Source organism: Kitasatospora sp. NPDC057223 (assembly GCF_042669755.1).
Taxonomy (GTDB): Bacteria; Actinomycetota; Actinomycetes; order Streptomycetales; family Streptomycetaceae; genus Kitasatospora.
On sequence record NZ_JBHUWW010000008.1, the window covers coordinates 112,210 to 129,137 of the forward strand.

17 protein-coding genes and 1 riboswitch are annotated in these 16,928 nt (G+C 75.2%); of the genes, 3 read left to right on the top strand and 14 right to left on the bottom strand.

What is annotated here, in order from left to right:
* Positions 1–22 precede the first annotated feature (22 nt).
* The 13 genes from ACFUK0_RS05720 to ACFUK0_RS05780 all read right to left on the bottom strand — a co-directional run bounded on the left by ACFUK0_RS05720 (position 23) and on the right by ACFUK0_RS05780 (position 13,195).
* Positions 23–1,129 (bottom strand): cytochrome P450, encoded by a 1,107-nt coding sequence (locus ACFUK0_RS05720; protein WP_380246773.1) that lies wholly within the window; start codon positions 1,127–1,129, stop codon positions 23–25.
* Positions 1,093–2,595: a cytochrome P450 gene (locus ACFUK0_RS05725; RefSeq protein WP_380246774.1), complete on the bottom strand. Its 1,503-nt coding sequence runs from the start codon at positions 2,593–2,595 to the stop codon at positions 1,093–1,095. The genes ACFUK0_RS05720 and ACFUK0_RS05725 overlap by 37 nt, the downstream gene beginning before the upstream one ends.
* Positions 2,592–3,233, bottom strand: coding sequence for an ATP/GTP-binding protein (locus ACFUK0_RS05730; protein ID WP_380246775.1), 642 nt, complete (start codon positions 3,231–3,233; stop codon positions 2,592–2,594). The genes ACFUK0_RS05725 and ACFUK0_RS05730 overlap by 4 nt, the downstream gene beginning before the upstream one ends.
* Positions 3,211–3,555: a DUF742 domain-containing protein gene (locus ACFUK0_RS05735; RefSeq protein WP_380246776.1), complete on the bottom strand. Its 345-nt coding sequence runs from the start codon at positions 3,553–3,555 to the stop codon at positions 3,211–3,213. Before ACFUK0_RS05735 ends, ACFUK0_RS05730 begins: the two co-directional genes overlap by 23 nt.
* Positions 3,552–3,965, bottom strand: coding sequence for a roadblock/LC7 domain-containing protein (locus ACFUK0_RS05740; protein WP_380246777.1), 414 nt, complete (start codon positions 3,963–3,965; stop codon positions 3,552–3,554). The genes ACFUK0_RS05735 and ACFUK0_RS05740 overlap by 4 nt, the downstream gene beginning before the upstream one ends.
* Positions 3,949–5,268, bottom strand: a complete 1,320-nt coding sequence (locus ACFUK0_RS05745; RefSeq protein WP_380246796.1) for an ATP-binding protein — start codon at positions 5,266–5,268, stop codon at positions 3,949–3,951. The genes ACFUK0_RS05740 and ACFUK0_RS05745 overlap by 17 nt, the downstream gene beginning before the upstream one ends.
* A 115-nt stretch (positions 5,269–5,383) precedes the next feature.
* Positions 5,384–7,132, bottom strand: coding sequence for an alpha/beta hydrolase (locus tag ACFUK0_RS05750; RefSeq protein WP_380246778.1), 1,749 nt, complete (start codon positions 7,130–7,132; stop codon positions 5,384–5,386).
* Positions 7,133–7,143: 11 nt separating this feature from the next.
* Positions 7,144–7,473 (bottom strand): hypothetical protein, encoded by a 330-nt coding sequence (locus ACFUK0_RS05755; protein WP_380246779.1) that lies wholly within the window; start codon positions 7,471–7,473, stop codon positions 7,144–7,146.
* A gap of 193 nt (positions 7,474–7,666) precedes the next feature.
* Positions 7,667–9,961 (bottom strand): SpoIIE family protein phosphatase, encoded by a 2,295-nt coding sequence (locus ACFUK0_RS05760; RefSeq protein WP_380246780.1) that lies wholly within the window; start codon positions 9,959–9,961, stop codon positions 7,667–7,669.
* A gap of 71 nt (positions 9,962–10,032) precedes the next feature.
* Complete coding sequence (locus ACFUK0_RS05765; RefSeq protein ID WP_380246781.1) at positions 10,033–11,193, bottom strand: PP2C family protein-serine/threonine phosphatase; 1,161 nt, start codon at positions 11,191–11,193, stop codon at positions 10,033–10,035.
* Positions 11,194–11,342: 149 nt separating this feature from the next.
* Positions 11,343–11,927 (bottom strand): TetR/AcrR family transcriptional regulator, encoded by a 585-nt coding sequence (locus ACFUK0_RS05770; RefSeq protein ID WP_380246782.1) that lies wholly within the window; start codon positions 11,925–11,927, stop codon positions 11,343–11,345.
* Positions 11,928–11,958: 31 nt separating this feature from the next.
* On the bottom strand, positions 11,959–12,780 hold the full coding sequence (locus ACFUK0_RS05775; RefSeq protein WP_380246783.1) for an alpha/beta fold hydrolase: 822 nt from the start codon (positions 12,778–12,780) through the stop codon (positions 11,959–11,961).
* A 124-nt stretch (positions 12,781–12,904) separates the two neighbouring features.
* The gene (locus tag ACFUK0_RS05780) at positions 12,905–13,195 is read right to left on the bottom strand and encodes a YiaA/YiaB family inner membrane protein (RefSeq protein WP_380246784.1); all 291 of its coding nucleotides are present in this window, start codon (positions 13,193–13,195) and stop codon (positions 12,905–12,907) included.
* 233 nt (positions 13,196–13,428) lie between these two features.
* A riboswitch (cyclic di-AMP (ydaO/yuaA leader) is annotated at positions 13,429–13,590 on the top strand.
* Between the two features lie 12 nt (positions 13,591–13,602).
* Between ACFUK0_RS05780 and ACFUK0_RS05785 the strand changes: the two genes are divergently transcribed.
* Positions 13,603–14,463, top strand: coding sequence for a M23 family metallopeptidase (locus ACFUK0_RS05785; RefSeq protein WP_380246785.1), 861 nt, complete (start codon positions 13,603–13,605; stop codon positions 14,461–14,463).
* A gap of 43 nt (positions 14,464–14,506) precedes the next feature.
* Here ACFUK0_RS05785 and ACFUK0_RS05790 read toward each other — a convergent pair whose 3' ends face one another.
* Positions 14,507–15,439 (bottom strand): hypothetical protein, encoded by a 933-nt coding sequence (locus tag ACFUK0_RS05790; RefSeq protein ID WP_380246786.1) that lies wholly within the window; start codon positions 15,437–15,439, stop codon positions 14,507–14,509.
* Between the two features lie 34 nt (positions 15,440–15,473).
* Here ACFUK0_RS05790 and ACFUK0_RS05795 point away from each other — a divergent pair, with 34 nt between their 5' ends.
* Entirely contained in the window at positions 15,474–16,037 is a 564-nt protein-coding gene (locus ACFUK0_RS05795; RefSeq protein ID WP_380246787.1) for a GNAT family N-acetyltransferase, read from the top strand.
* Between the two features lie 119 nt (positions 16,038–16,156).
* Positions 16,157–16,888: a sensor domain-containing protein gene (locus tag ACFUK0_RS05800; protein WP_380246788.1), complete on the top strand. Its 732-nt coding sequence runs from the start codon at positions 16,157–16,159 to the stop codon at positions 16,886–16,888.
* Positions 16,889–16,928: the final 40 nt, after the last annotated feature.

Sequence of the window (16,928 nt, forward strand, 5' to 3'; positions counted from 1 at the left end):
GGCCGGCGGCGCGGGAGCGGGGTCAGCCCACCCGGACGGGCAGGGTCCGCACGCTGTTGCTCACGAAGGACCCGATCGGCTCCGGGGCCGGGCCGTCGGCGAGCGCCAGCGTCGGGAAGCGCCCGAAGAGACCGCGCAGCGCGGTCTCCGCCTCCAGCCGGGCCAGGCCGGCGCCCAGGCAGAAGTGCGGGCCGTGGCCGAGCGAGAGGTGCCGGCCGTGCCGGGTGATGTCGAAGGCGTCCGCGTTCTCGTAGTGCTCGCCGTCGCGCCCGGCGGAGGCGTACGAGGCGAGCAGCGCCTCGCCGCGCCGGATCAGCACGCCGTCCACCTCGATGTCCTCGACGGCGTACCGCAGCGGGAACTGGCCGACCGGGGAGTCGTAGCGCAGCGTCTCCTCGACCACCGCCGACCAGGGCTGCTCACCGTCGAGGACGAGGCGCAGCTGCTCCGGGTGGGCGAGCAGCGCGCGGACGGCGTTGGTGATCAGGTTGAGCGTGGTCTCGTGCCCGGCGACCAGCATCAGCAGCAGGGTGCCGACGAGTTCCTGCTCGGTCAGCCGGTCGTCGGCCTCGCGGGCGGCGATCAGGTCGGTGGTGAGGTCGTCGCCGGGTTCGGCACGCTTGGCGGCCACCACCGAGGCCAGCAGGGCGAACAGGCCGCGCTGCGCGCCGAGCGCCGCCTCCGGGGTCGCCGAGCTGCTGACCAGGGTGTTGGACAGCTCGTGCAGCTCGTCCTGCTGCTTGGCGGGCAGGCCGAGCAGCTCGCCGATCACCTGCATCGGCAGCGGGTAGGCGAAGTGCTCGCGCAGGTCGAACTCGCCCTCCAGCAGGGCCACCTCGTCGAGCAGGGCGGCGGTGCGGCCCTCGATGGCGGGCTGCAGCTCGGCGATCCGGCGGGGGGTGAACGCCTGGACGACCAGCGAGCGCAGTCGCCGGTGCTCGTCGCCGTCCACGGTGATCATGCCGGGGACGGTGACGAAGTTGAGCAGCGGCCAGCCCTCCGGCAGCCGGCCCTCGGTGAAGGTCGTCCACAGCTGGGGGTTCTTGCCGACCCGGGGGTCGGCCAGCAGCTGCTGGAGGGTGTCGTGCCGGGTTATCGCCCAGACCACCACCCCGCCAGGGAGTTCCACCAGGACCGCGGGCCCGGCGTCGCGGAGGCGGGCGTTCTCGGCGTGCTGGTCGCGTCCGAACGGGTCGAGGACGATGGGGGCGAGCCCCCCGGGGCGGGGTGCGGCGGCGGTGTCCATACGGGCCTCTCGGTGGCGGCGGGGCGGGGCGGGGTGAAGGCGCTGTAGAGCACCGGCAGGCTGACCAGGGCTCGCGACCAGGGCGACGGACGCCAGGTCAGCTCCCCTGCGGGAACGGCCAGCTGGAGGTCGGGAAGGCGGTGCAGCAGCGTCTCGACGGCGGTCTCGACGATCAGCCGGGCGGGCTGCTGCGCCGGACAGACGTGCTTCCCGGCGCCCCAGGCGAGGTGGGCGCGGTTGCCGGTCATGCCGTTGCCCTCGCGGGCGGCGGCCGCGCCGTAGCCGGTCGGCGGGCTCACCGGCCCCTGGGCCGCCGGGTCGGCGTTGGCGGCGGCGAGGCCGAGCACGAGCATGTCGCCCTCGGTGATGTACTGGCCGCCGAGCACGGTGTCGCCGGTGGCCCAGCGGCCGGGGAAGTTCTGGGTCGGCGGGTCGCGCCAGAGCACCTCCTCCAGCGCGTCGGCGACGGTGAGCCGGCCGCCGCTCAGGGTGGCCCGGAAGCGCCGGTCGGTCAGCAGCAGCCGCAGCGTGTTGCCCGTCCAGTTGATGGCGGTCTCGTTGCCCGCGACCAGGATCACCACCAGGTGGTGCACGGCCTCCTCGTCGGTGAGCGCGGCCGGGTGGGCGAGCAGCCAGGAGGTGAGGTCGGCGCCCGGTTCGGCCCGGCAGCGGCGGACCAGCTCGACCAGGATCGCCTGGAACTCGGCGTTCGCCCGGACGGACTTCTCGCTGCTGTCCACGAAGTGGCTGATCAGTTCGATCAGCCGGGGGCCGGCGGCGGCGGGCAGGCCGAGCAGCTGGGTGAAGACGAGCAGCGGCAGCCGGCGGGCGTACTGGGCGACCAGGTCGGCGGTGCCGTCCGGCCCCCAGTCGTCGATGAGCGCGTCGGCGGCGGCCTCGGTGGTCTCGCGCAGCCGGCGCTGGTCGATCTGGGCGAGGGTGTCGGAGACGGCGGCCCGCAGCCGCTGGTGCTCCGCGCCGTCCAGGTTGAGCAGGGTCGGGCGCCAGGCGGTCATCGGCAGCAGCCGGGAGTCGGGGCGCAGGCGGCCCTCGGCGGGCACCCGCCAGCGGCGCGAGTCCTTGGAGAACAGCTGTTCGTTGCGGGTGAGTTCGAGCAGTTCGGGGTAGCCGAGCACCAGCCAGGCCTCGACGCCGGGCTCCAGTTCGATCGGTGCGACCGGGCCGTACTGCTCGCGCAGCCGGGCGTACATGCCGTGCGGGTCCTCGGCCACGGCCGCGCCGAACAGCGGTGCGCCGCCGCGGATCGGGCACCCGGGCCGGGCGCCCCCGGGGGCGGGCTGCGGCGGTGCGGTGGCGGCCGACAGCGTGCCCGGCTCGGGAGTCGTCATGGCTGGAGCTCCAGTACGGCAGTGGCGTGCAGATGGCCGACGAAGTCGATCAGCAGGTCGTACGCGGCCGTGCGGTCGCGGACGTCGCAGTGCAGGATCGGCACTCCGGGCAGCAGGTCGAGTGCGGCCCGCAGCTCATCCTCGGGGTAACTCGGGCTGTCGGGGAAGACGTTGACGGCCACGGCGAAGGGAATGCGCTGCTCCTCCAGCCGGCCGAGGACGTCGAAGCTCTCGTCGATCCGGCGCAGGTCCACCAGGGCGACGGCGCCGAGCGCGCCGCGCGACAGGTCGTCCCAGAGCGGCTGGAAGCGCTCCTGGCCGGGGGTGCCGAACAGGTAGAGCGCGAGCCTGGGGTTGAGCGTGATCCGGCCGAAGTCGAGGGCGACGGTCGTGGTGGTCTTGTCGGGGCGCCCGCCGAGGTCGTCCACGCCGGAGCCGGCCATGGTCATGACCTCCTCGGTGCGCAGCGGGGTGATCTCGCTGAGGGAGCCGACCAGGGTGGTCTTGCCGACCCCGAACGGGCCGGTGACCAGGATCTTCACCGCGCCCTGCACGGTGGAGGGCAGGTAGTCGGGCTCGTCGCCCGGCACCGCGCCGTCCGGTCCGGGGGCGGTCTCAGCGGAGTTGGCGGAGGCCAACGAGCACCTCTTCCAGGAGGGTTGCGGGCAGGCGTTCGGCCTGCGGGGCGGGCGGGAGGACCTGCACGGCGCCGAGGTCCCAGAGGTCGCCGACCAGCACCTTGACCACGCCCAGGGACAGGCCGAGGTGGGCGGCGACCTCGGCCAGCGAGAGCAGCCGGCGGCAGAGGGCCAGGATCCGCCGGTGCTCCCGGTTGAGACTGTCGGCGGGTAACTCGGGGCAGTCGGGCGAGACGCTCAGCAGGCTTTCCAGGGCCAGCGACTCACGGCTCGTTCGACTGCGGCCGCCGGTGATCACGTACGGCCGGACGGGATTGCTCACCGGAGGCCGCCCGCCGCGTGGTCGACCCGTGGCGGGCTGGTGAGGTGGGCGCCGATCCGCTCGACCAGCACCTGCATCTGGAACGCGACCAGCCCTGCGTCGACGGCCTCGCCGGTCACCACCGCGAGGTGGGTGCCGGCCCCGGCCGCGACGATGAACAGGTAGCCGCCGCCGTACTCGATGATGATCTGCCGGGTGCTGCTGTTCCGCCCGCCGAAGCCCTGGGCGACGCCTCTGGCCAGTGACTGCAGGCCGGAGCAGGCGGCGGCCAGCCGCTCGGCGTCCTCGCGGGGGATCGCGCCGCTGCGGCCGATCTCCAGCCCGTCGTTGGACACCACGACGGCGTGCTGGACCTCGGGGACGGTGATGATGTCGGTCAGCAGCCAGCCGAGGTCAGGATTGGTGGTCATCGAATTCTCCGGAGTGCTGGTGAGGGTGCGGTCGGTCCTGCTGGTGGTCCGCCCCGGACTGTTCGCGGGCGGCCGAGCGGCCGTTCGCGGTGCCGGCCTGGAAGAGCGCCATGAAGGTCTGCGCCTGGTAGGCGGACCGGGGCGGTACCGGCCCGGGGGCGGGCGGCGGGGGCGTGTCGGCGACGCTGTCCCGGCGGTGCCGGCGGCGGGGCAGCGGCGGCGGGGTGCCGCCGCCCGGGGCGGCCTCGCCGTTCTGGTGGGACGGGAGAGCGCCGGCCGGGCGGGCGGGGCCGGCGTGCCGCGCGGCCTTGCCGCCGCTGCCGGAGACGCCGCCGCCGAGGCCGCCGAGCCCGCCGGACTGACCGCCGCCGAGGCCGAGCGGCGGTACCGGCCCGCCGAGGGTCGGTACGGTCGGCGGCAGCGGATCGGTGAGCAGGGTGTTGGGCAGCAGCACCACGACCCGCACGCCGCCGTACGGCGAGGGCGCGGTGCTGAGGGTCACCCGGAAGCCGTACTGCTCGGCCAGCCGGCCGACCGCCGCGAGGCCCAGCTGCGGTACCTCGCCGAGCCGGGACACCTCCAGGGTGGTGCCGCCGGCCAGGACGGAGGCGGCCTTGGCGATGGACTGCTCGGGCATGCCGACGCCGCCGTCGTCGATCTCGATGACGGCGCCGTTGTGGACGGGCATCAGCGTGACGAACACCTGGGTGCTGGGCGGCGAGTAGCGGGTGGCGTTGTCCAGGAGTTCGGCGACGGCGTGGATCAGTGCCTCGGCGGCGGCGCCGATCACCGCGGTCTCCAGCCGGCTGCGGACGACCACCCGCTGGAACGGCAGGATGCGGGACTGGGCGCCGCGGACCACGTCCTCCAGCGAGACCGGCTCCGGCCAGTGCCGGCCGGCCCGTGCACCGCACAGGACGGCCAGGGTCTGGGCCAGCCGGGCCTGTTGGGCGGCGGCGTGGTCGGCCTTGAGCAGACCGTCCAGCAGTTCGGGGTCGTGGTGGGTGCGTTCCATCTCGTCCAGCAGGGCCTGCTGGTCGTGGGCCATCACCAGGATGCGGCGGGCGACGCTGAGGAAGGCCCGCTGGGTGGAGGCGTTGAGTTCCTGCTCCTGCTCGACGGCGGCGTTCTCGCTGCCGCGGTGGACGAGTTCGGCGTGCAGTTGTTCGCGCAGCGAGTCGATCTCGCGTTGCTGGGCGGCGAGCCGGCGACGCTGCGTGCGAGTGACCGCCCGGTACCGTGCGACCGCTGCCAGCGAGAGGGCGGCCAGAACGCCGATCGCTGCTTCGCACCACTGAGTCATCGTCACGCCGCGAATTCTAGGGCGATGATCCTACGATGATGTGAACGGATCCCGGGTCAGCTGAGCTGATCCTGCCAAGGCGCCCGGCGCGGCTCTCCCCGAAGGCCGCCGCCGCTCACCTCGGGGACTGCCGCGGCACCCGTTCGCCGTGCCCGGAGACGATCGCCCCCAGACTGTCCAGCGAACTCCCGCCGGCGCCCCCGGAGTCCCGCCCCCAGTAGTCGGAGTGCGCGTGCTGCCAGTCGCCGTCCTCGACCGCGAAGCGACGGGCGCCGAACTCCCGGCTCGCCGGGTCCTGGCCGAACCACAGCTCGCCGGGGTCGGCGGCGGCCACCGAGCGGGCGGCCGCCGCCCCGGCCGCCACCGCCGCCGGATTGGCGAGCAGCAGCCCGGCACCCGCTCCGAGCCCCGCCCGGCCGGCCGCGGCCCGGCCCGGCAGGCGCGTCACCGGGTCGTGCTCGGCGGCGCCCACCCACACGTGCCCCGGGTCGGCGCGCAGGTCGGCTGCCCGCTGCGCGCCGGTGCCCGGACTGCCGACCAGCACGATCTCGTCCGCCGGGATGCCGCCCGGGCGCTGCGCCGCCAGGCCCACGGTCAGCGAGCCGTAGCTGTGGCCGAGCGCGGTGAGATGCGCGGGCGCGCCCGCGCGGCCGGCCCGCAGCCCCTGCAGGAAGCGCTGGTAGCCGGCCCCGCCCTGCTCGGCCCGGGTGGTGCCGGCGACCGCCAGGGCGTCCGGTCCGGCGCTCTCCAGCTGCGGGGCGTCGTAGCCGAGCCAGGTGACCGAGGCGGTGCTGCGGGCGGGGTCGGCGGCCCGGGCCGCGGCCAGCAGGGTCTTGGCCCGGTCGCCGTCCTTGCCGCCCACGTCGCCGAGTCGGGTGCCCAGGCCCGGGACGTAGACGGCCACGTCGTCGGCGGTGTCCGGGTCGCCGAAGGAGAGGGCGGCCCGGCCCTGGCCCTCCTCGGCGAGCGCCAGCAGGAGGACGGGTCCGCCGCCCGCGGCGTCCTCCGCGCGCAGCCGGTCCTGGATCCGCCGGAAGCCGTCCAGCAGGTCCTGTTCGCGCGGTGTGCGCGGGAGCGTGCCGTCCAGCCGGGCGATCAGCCGGGGCAGCGTGCGCCGGTTGGCGGCGTCGCGGACGGCGGCGGGCAGGCCGTCCAGGTTGCCGAGCAGTTCGGGGTGGCGGTCGAGCAGGCGCTCGCGTCCCGCGTCGGTGAGCCGGCGCCACCAGGCGGCGGTCTCGGCCGGAGCCGTGCCGGGGGCCGGCATGCCCAGGGTGAGCGGCTGGTCCGCGCCGAGCACGTGGGCGGTGGCGCTGCGGGCGCGTTCGGCGGCGGCGAGGGCCGGTGCGGGGCCGGTGCGGGTGAGGTCGGCGAAGCGGCGCAGCCGGTCGGCCACGGCGCGGTCGGCGCGGTCGGCGTCGGCGAGGGCGCGGGTGATTCGGCGGCGCAGGTCGCGGCCGGCGGCGGTGAGCAGGGCCGCGTCGGGGTCGTGCCGGTCGGCCGCCGGCGGGGGCGGCCAGGAGACGGAGCCGTCGTCGGCGACCGTGCCGCCGTGGCCGGCGGCCTCGGTCAGGGCCTGCCGGAGCTGGGACTGCGCGAGCAGGAAGGCCTCGGCGCCCTCCCGCAGGACGGGACCGACCAGGTCGAGTTCGGTCCGGGCGGCGCCCAGCCGGGCGGTGGTGGCGCTCAGGGCGTCCTCGGCCCGCTCGGCGGCGCCGCCCGTCCAGCCGGAGTCGCGGACCCGGGCGTGGACGGTGTCCTGCCAGCTCCGGGCGTGTGCGGTGAACTCGTCCGCGAGCCGGTCGTACGCGTCGGCGCAGGTGTACAGCTCGACGGGGTCGGCGTCGCGCAGGGCGGGGACGTCCATCTCCGGGGCCCTCAGCGGCCGGCTGCCGGGCGGGCGGCCGCAGCGGCGGCCGTGTCGCAGTCCCGGTAGTTGGCGGCGGTGGCCAGCAGGTTGCCGCCCTGCCGGTCCAGTTCGGCGCCGAGTGCGCCGAGCAGGGCCCGCCAGGAGTCGGCGCAGCCGCCGAGCCCGGCGGCGGTGGCCCAGCCGGCGAGGGCGTTCTCGGCCCGGTCGGCCGCCTCCAGCAGGGGCCGGGCGGCGGGCGGCAGGAGTTCGGCCGTCCGCCGGGCGCTGTCCCCGGCGGCCCGCAGTTCGTCCGGCCGGACGTGGAACCCGGCGCCGTGGGGCGCTGCCGTGCCTGTCATCCGCGTGCCCCTTCCGGCGGTGCTCGGGCCGAGGCTAGCCAGGCGGGGCGGGCGGTTCCAGGCGCCGGGGCGTGAACGGGGCGGTGCGCGCGGGCGGGTGCGGCGGCGTGCGCGGGCGGGCGCTCGCCCGCGGGTGGGGCCGGTCCCGGCCCGGGCCGGTTCAGGGCGGGTTCAGTGAGGGTTCAGGCCGGTATCAGTTTCCGGCGGCCCCGGTGCGGTGCAGCAGCAGCAGCGCCACGTCGTCGGGGCGGGAGCGCCGTTCCGTCACGTTGAGGGTCAGCAGGTCGGCGAGCCGCTCCAGTTCCGCGCCGGACGCGCCCTGGACGGGGCCGGTCTGGCGGGCCCACAGCTCCAGGCCGCCGAGCATCCGGTGCACCGACTCGTCGTAGTCCTCCTCGCGGTCCTCGACCAGGCCGTCGGTGTAGACGAGCAGGGACTCGCCGGCCGCCAGGTGCCCGGTGGTCAGCCGGTACGGGGCACCCGGGTCGACGCCGAGCGGCGGCCCGCCGGGCAGGTCGAGTTCGGTGGCCTGCGCGCCGCTGATCCGCACCGGCGGCGGATGCCCGGCGCGGGCCGCGCGCAGCGTGCCGTCGGCGGGGTCGAGGGTGAGGTAGAGGCAGGTGGCGAACAGGTCGGTGTCGAGCTCGGCGAGCAGCCGGCTGGTCCGGGTGAGGGTGGCCGCGGGGTCGTGCCCGTCGGTGGCGTACGCGCGCAGGCCGCTGCGGAGCTGGCCCATCACCGCCGTGGCCTCGGCGTTGTGGCCCTGGACGTCGCCGATGACCAGCCCGACCTTGCCGTCCGGCAGCCGGATCAGGTCGTACCAGTCGCCGCCGATCTGCATGCCCTCGGTGCTGGGCAGGTAGCGGGCGGCGGCGGTGACGCCGGGGATGGCGGGCAGCGTGCGGGGCAGCATCGCGCGCTGGAGTTCGGTGGCCCGGTGGTGGTGGGTGTCGTACAGCCGGGCCCGTTCCAGGGACTGCGCGAGGATGCCGGCGAAGGCCGAGTACAGGGTGCGGTCGTCGCGGCTGAAGCCGCGTTCGGTGGCGAAGGTGATCAGGCAGGAGCCCACCTGCCGGCCGGAGGCGATCAGCGGCAGGACGGCCCAGGCGGGCGGGGTGAGCGGGCTCGCGCCGTCCCGGCCGCCGCCGTTCCCGCCGCGGCCGGGCTCGCTGAACAGCGGGGTGGAGCGGGCCAGCGAGTGCTGCATGACGCCCTCGGACAGGGTGGCCAGCCGGTTCAGCTCGGTGCGCCGCGGGCCGCCGTAGACGGTGTGCGAGACGGGCAGCAGCCGGCCCTCGTCCACCAGGTCGAGCACCAGGCTGGCGGCGCCCAGGGCGGGGCCGGCCACGTCGGTCATCGCGGTGGTGACGTCCCGGACGGTGACCGCGCGGGAGAGCGTGCGGGTCAGCGCGAGCAGCAGCGCGGAGCGGGCGCCGAGCGGCGGGGCGTCGGCGTCGGCGTCCGCGTCCTCGGCGGTGTCGGGCCGGTCCTCGGCGCCGGTCCGGTCGCGGTCGGCGAGCAGGCCGGCGATCCGGACGGGGCGGCCGTGGACGTCGAGCATCACCTCACCGCTCTCGCCGACCCGGATGACGCCGCCGCCCCGGCGCAGCACCCGGTACGCGAGCCGGTAGGGGCCGCCGTCGGACAGCGCCTCGGCCAGCCCGGCCTGGACGTCCGGCAGGTCCTCGGGGTGGACCAGGCGGCTCAGGTCGGGGGCCTCGGCGGCACTGCCCTCGGGCGGCGGCGGCAGGCCGACCACCCGGTACGCCTGGGCGTCCCAGAACGTCTCGCCGGTGACCAGGTCGCGTTCGAAGGCGCCCGCGCCGGCCGCGTGGACGGCGAGCGAGAGCAGCGGGTGCGCGAGCGGCGCGGGATTGCCGGCGGGGGTGTGGGTGCGGACGCCCTTCGGGGCCCCGGTGCTCGCGTGCACGTGGTCCAGCAGGTGGGAGAGCCGGTGGGCGCAGGCGGCGCCGATCGTCTCCAGGACGTCCAGGTCGCGCCGGGGCACGGTGCCGCGGTGCGCGAGGGCGAGGGCGAGGGTGCCGACCGGCTGCTCGTCCACGATCATCGGCAGCGCCACCAGGGCGACCATGCCGGTGCCCATGCCGGTGTTGCGGTTGGGGTAGTCGATGCTGGTGCGCTCGGGGCTGAGCAGGTAGGGGCGGCGCAGCCGCAGGGCCATCGCGGCGGGCAGGTCGCTGTCGGCGTCGACGGTGCCGTAGCGCTCGTGCGCCCAGTCGGGCAGGCCGTGGGAGGCGGTCAGCCGGAGCATGCCGGCGGGATCGAGCAGGTAGAGGGCGCTGCCCTCGCCGGTGATCCAGGCCGGGCCCTCGGCGAGGACGGTGCCGAGCAGCTCGCCCGCGCTGGAGCACTGCAGCAGCAGCCGGACGCAGCGCATGGCACTGCGGGTGCCGGTGGCGGCGAGGGGGGTCCCGTTCTCGCCGGCGGCCGGCGGGGAGGGAGGGAACCACGGGGAGGTCAGGTCCATCGGGCTACCCGGCCTTTCCGTTCTGCGAGGGGTGCGGGCTTATGGCATACGTAATTGTTTATCCTATTTGCTCAGGGGTGGAATGGTGGTCCGAGACGCCGGACCATGACGAGAGTCCGGTCGTCGGGCACGTCCCTGGCCACCGCCCGCAGCAGCCGCCCCGCCGGGCTGCCGTCCGCGCGCGGCAGCCGCAGCACCGGCTCGGCCGCGGTCAGCAACCGCCCTATCCCGGTGTCGATGTCCTGGCCGGGCACCTCCACCAGCCCGTCGCTGTACAGCAGCAGCGAGTCACCGAGGGCCAGCCGTCCGTGCGTCTCCGGATAGGGACTGCCGGCCAGCAGCCCGAGCGCGGGCCCGCCCTCGCCGCCGAGCAGCCAGCTGCCGCCGCGCGCCGGGGTGTAGTGCGCGGGCGGCGGGTGACCGGCGTTGAACAGCCGGTAGTGCCCGCTGGCCGGCCGCAGTGCCAGGTGGACGGCCGTGGCGAACTCGTCCTCCCAGCCCAGCCCGACCAGGTAGTCGTTCGCGGCGGGCAGGAAGGCCTCCGCCGGTACCGAGCCGAGCAGCATCGCGAACGCGCCCGAGAGGTGCATCGAGCGCGCGGCGGCCCGGCTGCCCTTGCCGGAGACGTCCACCAGGACGACCTCCAGCAGATCCTGGTCGGGCCGGTGCGAGCAGAGCAGGAAGTCGCCGGAGAACGAGTTGCCGCCGACCGGCGCGAGGGCCCGGTCGAAGTGCCAGTCCAGCAGCCGGTCCGGCAGCCGGCCCAGCGCCCGGGTGTGCTCGGCCAGCTCCAGCAGCATCGAGTCGCCGCGCAGCCCGCGCAGGCCGAGCCGGTTGCGGAACCGCGAGGTCAGCAGGCCGAAGCCGGCGGTGCAGGCCAGCACCGCGGTGACCGCCACCCGCACCCCGTGCGGCTCCGCCAGCAGGCCGCTGAGCAGGCTGCCGGCCAGGACGGCGGAGGTCAGCACCAGCTGGCGGCCCGTCCGCAGCACCGTGCAGCCGGCCACCAGCGGGAGGACGAGCGAGGACGGCGGCCAGCTACCGGGCAGTGCGATGGACATCGTGCTGAACAGGGCGGCCGACACCAGCAGCAGGAGCAGCGCGTCCCGCTCCGCGCCCGGGTCACCGTCCAGCAGGCGGTTGCCCCAGCGGCCGAACGGGCCCCGGCGCAGCACGCGGGACCAGCGCCCCCGGCCCGGCCGGTGTCCGGCTGCCTCCTTCGGTGCGGACACCTCGACCTCCCCCGGGGTCGGGAGGTCACCCGTGCTGACCACCCGTTGGAGCAGTCAATCTAACGCCATACGGGTGTTCGGTCCTGGCAGGACGCGGGGCCCACGGCGCCGGACGCAGGCCGGGGCGGCCCGCGGATCCGCCGCCGGGCTCAGCCCTCCGGCGCGGCGGCCTTCGGCCAGGCCCGCAGGCCGCCGGTCAGCATCCCGATCAGCCGCGCCTGGGTCACCGCGGGGTCCTCGGCCAGCTGGAACGCGCCCGCGATCGACAGCGAGGCGAAACCGTGCGCCACCGAGCGCACCGTCCGGGCCGCGTGGATCACCTCCCGGTCCGGCAGCCCGTAGTCGTGCAGCACCGCGACGATCACGCCGACCAGCTCGGCCGCCGCCCGGGTCAGCTCGTCGTCGGGCTGCGGGGCCTGCGGCAGCGAGCTGTAGCGGTGCGGGTACTCCGTGGCGTACGCGTGGTAGGCGCGGAGGACCGCCTCGACCGCCTCGTCGCCGCTGCGCCCGAGGGCGGCGCGGGCGAGCCGGGCGCCGAGCTCCTCGGTGACCCGGACGGCGACCAGGCGGCGCAGTTCGGCGAGGCCGCCGGCGACGTGCTTGTAGAGGGAGGGGGTCGCGACGCCCGCCCGGGCGGCGACGGCGGCCAGGGTCAGGGCATCGGGGCCCTGCTCGTCGATCAGGCCGAGGGCGTGGGTGACGACGCTGTCCGGGGTCAGTCCGACGCGTGGCATGGGGGTCTCCGCTGCGGGGTGGTGAGGGGGCTCAGGCGAGGTCGGCGAGGAAGCCGAGCAGGGCGTCGGCGGTGGCCTGCGGACGCTCCACCATCAGGTAGTGCCCGGCGCCCTCGACGATCACCTTACGGGCGTGCAGCGCGGCGGCCTGGCGGTCGGCGACCAGCTCGGGCCTGGGGAAGTCGGGGTCCTTGCCGCCCATCACGACGAGTGCCGGGCAGGTCACGGCGGCGCTCCAGCCGACCGGCGCGGAGTCGCCGGTGACGTAGCCGCGGGTGGCCTGCTTGCGGCCGGGGGTGCGCAGGGCGGCGACCAGCCCGGCGCGGTACTCCTCGAAGCCGGCGGGCTTGGTCGGGAAGGCCAGCTTCTGGTACATCCCCCAGGTGCTGGGCAGGTGCACGAAGGCCGCGCCCATCACCTTCATCAGGACCTTCATGACGGCGTTCGGCGCGGGGCTCTCGACGAAGGCGGCGAGCAGGGCGATCCCGGCGACCCGCTCGGGGGCCAGCCCGGCGAGCCTCACCACGGTGGCCCCGGTGTAGGAGTGGCCGGCCAGGACGGCGCGCTCGATGCCGAGGTGGTCGAGCAGGGCCAGGGCGTCGTCGGCGAGCGCGGCGGGGGAGTAGTCGTCCCAGGCGATCGAGGAGTCGCCGAAGCCGCGCACGTCCAGGGTGATCACCCGGTGGCCCGCCGCGGCCAGCAGCGGGCGGACGTCCCGGTAGACGCTGCGCGGGACCATCATGCCGGGCAGCAGCAGGACGGGGGCGCCGGTGCCGTGCCCGGTGTCGTCGAAGGCGAGCCGGCCGCCGGGGACGTCGAGGTACTGGGTGGCGGGAGCGGTGGTCTGGGACATCGCGGGCCTCCTTGGCCTGGGCCTTGCCTTGGCGGTGCTGTCGGCGACCTGCCGATAGCCATAAAGCTAAGGCTAATAGCCTTAGCCGTCAAGGGATGCCCGCGACGGCGCGCCGATTCGGCCGTCAGATTCCCTCGACCCTGAACGGGTCGTGCTCCGCCAGCAGCTTCTCCAGCCGCGCCTGGTCGACCCGGGTGACGATCTCGGTGCTCTCCTGCCGGTCCCTGATCACCTTGGCCAGGGTGAACGAGGAGGTGACCGTGTACAGCAGGCCGACGGCGAGGAAGGCCCTCATCCAGGAGCTGACCGGCAGGTAGGCGATCCCGACCGCGAGGGCCGTGGCGGAGAGGGCGAAGGACAGCACGGCCTGGGCGTAGTACGCCGCCGTGGTACGCGACTGCATCGGGGTGCTCATGTCGTCAGGATGGCCAACTGTCGTGCGCCGCACATGAGTACGAGTACTCAGATTCGAGAGCTGTTCGTCGACAGATGCTCACGATCCGTAGTGCCGACCGATGAGAACCATGCCAAACCGCCCATTTTGACCCTTAGAAATGTGACTCCGCACCACGAATGGCTTGGAATCAGGGGCTCCTAGGATTAACGTTTGATAACGCAGCGCGGTCGGCAACGCCGTACCAACGGCACCGTGCGCCTGCGCCTAATCCCCAAGACCCGCCCTGTGGGGCGTGTCGGGGAGCCGGGGAACCACCGTTCCTTGGGGTGAATCGGCCAGGCCCAGGCCCGGCCGTAGGAGACCTTCCTGCTCCGAACCCGTCAGCTAACCCGGTAGGCGCGAAGGAAGGAAAGGAGCGCGCCTCCGTGGCGTCGACGCACTCTCCGGCATACCCGTCCGGCTCCCAGGCCGGCACCCAGCTGCTCGACCACCCGTGGCCCCCGGCCCACGGCGGCACGTACGGCGCGGCCCCCGACGGCGCGGCCGCCCACCAGCCCGCCGACGCCAACCGCCACCGGATGCCCCGTCAGTCCCGCGGCACCGGTCCGCTGCTCGGCGTCACCGCGATGGCCGCCACCCTCGGCGCCACCGGCTTCGCCTCCGCGACCCCCGCCGCCGCACCGGCCGTCGCCTCGCCCGACGAGACCCCCGTGCTCTCCGCCGACCCCGGTCTCGCGCTCGCCGCCCGCATCCAGTTGCAGGCCGACAGCCAGCGCACCGCCGCCGAGGAGACTGCCCGCCTTCAGGCCGCCAAGGAGGCCGAGACCAAGCGCGCCGCCCAGCAGCAGGAGGCCGACCGGGCCGCCGCGGCCGCCGAGAAGGCCAAGCTCGCCGCCGTCCAGCTGCCGGTGCGCGACTACCACCTCTCCGCGCACTACGGCCAGAGCGCCTCCTACTGGGCCCACCTGCACACCGGCCTCGACTTCGCCGCCTCCACCGGCACCCCCGTGTACGCGGTCGGCGCCGGCAGCATCACCTCGGCCGGCTGGTCCGGCTCGTACGGCTACCGGATCATCCAGACCCTGCCCGACGGCACCGAGATCTGGTACTGCCACCTCTCCGCGATCCTCCGCGCCTCCGGCAAGATCGTTCCCGGTCAGCAGATCGGCCGGGTCGGCGCCACCGGCAACGTGACCGGCCCGCACCTGCACGTCGAGGTCCGCCCCGACGGCGGCGCCCCCGTCGACCCGGAGACCTGGTTCGAGCAGCGCGGCGTCAACCCCTGACGGCTGCCGCCCGCCCCGGCCGCCGCCGGGGCGGGGCGGCCCGTCAGTCCTGCGGCTCCTGCCCGGCCGCTTGTTCCTCCACGGTTTCCTCCACGGCTTCCTCCTCCGGTGGGAACTGCGCCAGGTAGGCGTCGATCTCGTCCTGGCCCGGCTCCGGGGCGAGGTCCAGGTACTCGGTGGCCAGGAGTTCCGGCAGGCCGGGCACCGTCCACCCGCCGAACAGCTCCAACGCCTCGGCCACCACCGCCGCCTCGAACGAGGCCGGGTCGCCGGCGAGCTCGGCCGGCATCGGCAGGCCCAGGGCGTTGGCGTCCGCCAGGTTGCGGTAGCTGCGCTGCATCAGGCCGTTCTCCAGCATCAGCCGGGCGCCGTCGGTGGCCATCGCCACGGAGAGCATCCGGGCCGGGCCCCAGCCGCCGTCGACGTCCACCCGGTCGAGGGTGCCGGTGTCCTCCAGGGCCTCGTACACGGCCACCCGGTCCTCCGGGGTCAGGTCGCGGAACCAGTCGAGCCAGCCGCGGACGGCCTCCGGGTCGTGCTCGTCCACGCCGTCCGCGCGCAGCAGCAGGGTGTAGAGCCGGGGCCAGGTCACCAGATCGGCCCGGTGCAGCAGGCCGGCCGCGACCTCGCCCTGCCAGCGGGCCTCGGCCTGGAGCCGCTCGTAGCGCTTGGCGTTGAGCCGCTTGGCGGCCCGCTGATGGTCGATCAGCAGCTCGACGGCGGCGCCGTAGGCCAGCGGGTCCTCGCCGGGGGCGGGCTGGACGTACAGGTAGAGCCGCTCGTACAGCAGGTGTTCGACCGCCGCCGAGGTCAGCTCCGGCCAGCCGTCGTGCAACCTGGCGCCGCCCAGCTCCAGCAGCGCCAGGACCGCCCGCAGCGGGCCCTCGGCCACCGGCTCGCGGCCCTCGGCCGCCGCCCAGGCGAGGAGTTCGGCGGTCCGGGTACGGGGAGTGAGCCGCAGGTCATCGTGGTCCATGTGACGTACCGTAGCCGCTGTACCGTTGGCAGACATGGTCCCCGTACTGCTCACCGGCCCGCGCCTGCTCATCCGCGAGTTCCACCACACCCCCGGCGACGTCGACGCGCTGCACGCCGTGTTCGGGGACGCCGAGACGGCGCGCTACCTCCCGTTCGAGCCGCGTGACCGGGAGACCTGCGCCGACCAGATCGAGCTCTACCTCGAAGAGGCGGAGAAGGTCCCGCGCACCACCTACCGCCTCGCCGTCGTCCGGCACGAGGACGGCGAGGACTCCGCGCCGATCGGCAACGCCGTCCTCGGCGTCGAGCCGCAGCGCGCCGGGTTCCTCGGGTACGCGCTGCGGCGCGACACCTGGGGCCACGGGTACGCGGGCGAGGTCACCCAGCTGCTCTGCGGGCTCGGCTTCGCCACCCTCGGCCTGCACCGGCTCGCCGCCCGGGTCGACCCGGCCAACACCGCCTCCTCCCGGGTGCTCACCAGGGCCGGGTTCCAGCTGGAGGGCCGGATCCGGCACGACCTCCACCTGCGCGGCGCCTGGCACGACGCCCTGCAGTACTCGCTGCTGGAGGACGAGTGGACGCCGCCCGCCGGGTGACGGGGGGTTAACCCCACCCAGGACCCGCCGGTGGGCCGGATACCCGCCGACCGCCCCGTCCGCCATCGTGGAGTGGTCAGCAGGACACCGCACACGACACGACGGGGACGGAAGCGGCCATGACCAGCACCGTGCAGCGCAGCCAGGACAGCCAGTACGGCGGGCACGACGAGTACGCCACCCGCCGGCCGGTCCGCCACGACGCACCGGCGGCCGGCTTCTGGCGGGCGCCGTTCAGCCGCGCCTACTTCCACGAGGTCGGCTTCGCGCTGAGCGGGCTCCCGGTCGCGATCGCCGGGTTCGTCTTCGCCGTCGTCCTGTTCAACCTCGGTCTCGGCACCCTGGTCACCGCCCTCGGACTGCCGGTGCTGGCGGCGCTGCTGGGCGGGGCGCGCGGGTTCGGGGCGCTCCAGCGGGCCCGGGCCCGGAGCATGCTCGCCCTGGACGTCGAGGCCCCGGAGCCCGTCCGCCCGGCCCGGAAGGGCTTCTGGGCGGGCACCACCGCCCGCCTGACCGACCCGGCGGGCTGGAAGGCCGTGCTGTACCAGGTGGTGATGTTCCCGTGGGCGATCCTCAGCTTCGTGCTGACGCTGACCTTCCTGGTCACCGGCTGGGTGGTCGCCGCCTACCCGCTCTACCACTGGGTCTTCGCCCGCTGGACGCCGTGGCCCGGCTACCAGGTCTTCGACTTCACCAAGGACGGCGTGCACCACCAGTACTTCGTCGAGTCGCCGGCCCAGATCGCCGCGCTGTCCGCGATCGGGTTCGTGATGGTCCTCCTCACCCCGAAGCTGGTCCGCGCGATGAGCAACGTCGACCGCCTCGCGATCCGCGGCCTGCTCGGCCGCTGAACCGCGCACCCGCAGGGCCCGGCCGCCACCGCGGCCGGGC

Excerpts from the sequence above, each read along its gene's own strand:
- ACFUK0_RS05725 (WP_380246774.1), bottom strand. The coding sequence starts at position 2,595 with ATGACGACTCCCGAGCCGGGCACGCTGTCGGCCGCCACCGCACCGCCG.
- ACFUK0_RS05740 (WP_380246777.1), bottom strand. The coding sequence starts at position 3,965 with ATGACCACCAATCCTGACCTCGGCTGGCTGCTGACCGACATCATCACC.
- ACFUK0_RS05745 (WP_380246796.1), bottom strand. The coding sequence starts at position 5,268 with ATGACTCAGTGGTGCGAAGCAGCGATCGGCGTTCTGGCCGCCCTCTCG.
- ACFUK0_RS05750 (WP_380246778.1), bottom strand. The coding sequence starts at position 7,132 with ATGGACGTCCCCGCCCTGCGCGACGCCGACCCCGTCGAGCTGTACACC.
- ACFUK0_RS05755 (WP_380246779.1), bottom strand. The coding sequence starts at position 7,473 with ATGACAGGCACGGCAGCGCCCCACGGCGCCGGGTTCCACGTCCGGCCG.
- ACFUK0_RS05760 (WP_380246780.1), bottom strand. The coding sequence starts at position 9,961 with ATGGACCTGACCTCCCCGTGGTTCCCTCCCTCCCCGCCGGCCGCCGGC.
- ACFUK0_RS05770 (WP_380246782.1), bottom strand. The coding sequence starts at position 11,927 with ATGCCACGCGTCGGACTGACCCCGGACAGCGTCGTCACCCACGCCCTC.
- ACFUK0_RS05775 (WP_380246783.1), bottom strand. The coding sequence starts at position 12,780 with ATGTCCCAGACCACCGCTCCCGCCACCCAGTACCTCGACGTCCCCGGC.
- ACFUK0_RS05780 (WP_380246784.1), bottom strand. The coding sequence starts at position 13,195 with ATGAGCACCCCGATGCAGTCGCGTACCACGGCGGCGTACTACGCCCAG.
- ACFUK0_RS05790 (WP_380246786.1), bottom strand. The coding sequence starts at position 15,439 with ATGGACCACGATGACCTGCGGCTCACTCCCCGTACCCGGACCGCCGAA.
- ACFUK0_RS05795 (WP_380246787.1), top strand. The coding sequence starts at position 15,474 with ATGGTCCCCGTACTGCTCACCGGCCCGCGCCTGCTCATCCGCGAGTTC.
- ACFUK0_RS05800 (WP_380246788.1), top strand. The coding sequence starts at position 16,157 with ATGACCAGCACCGTGCAGCGCAGCCAGGACAGCCAGTACGGCGGGCAC.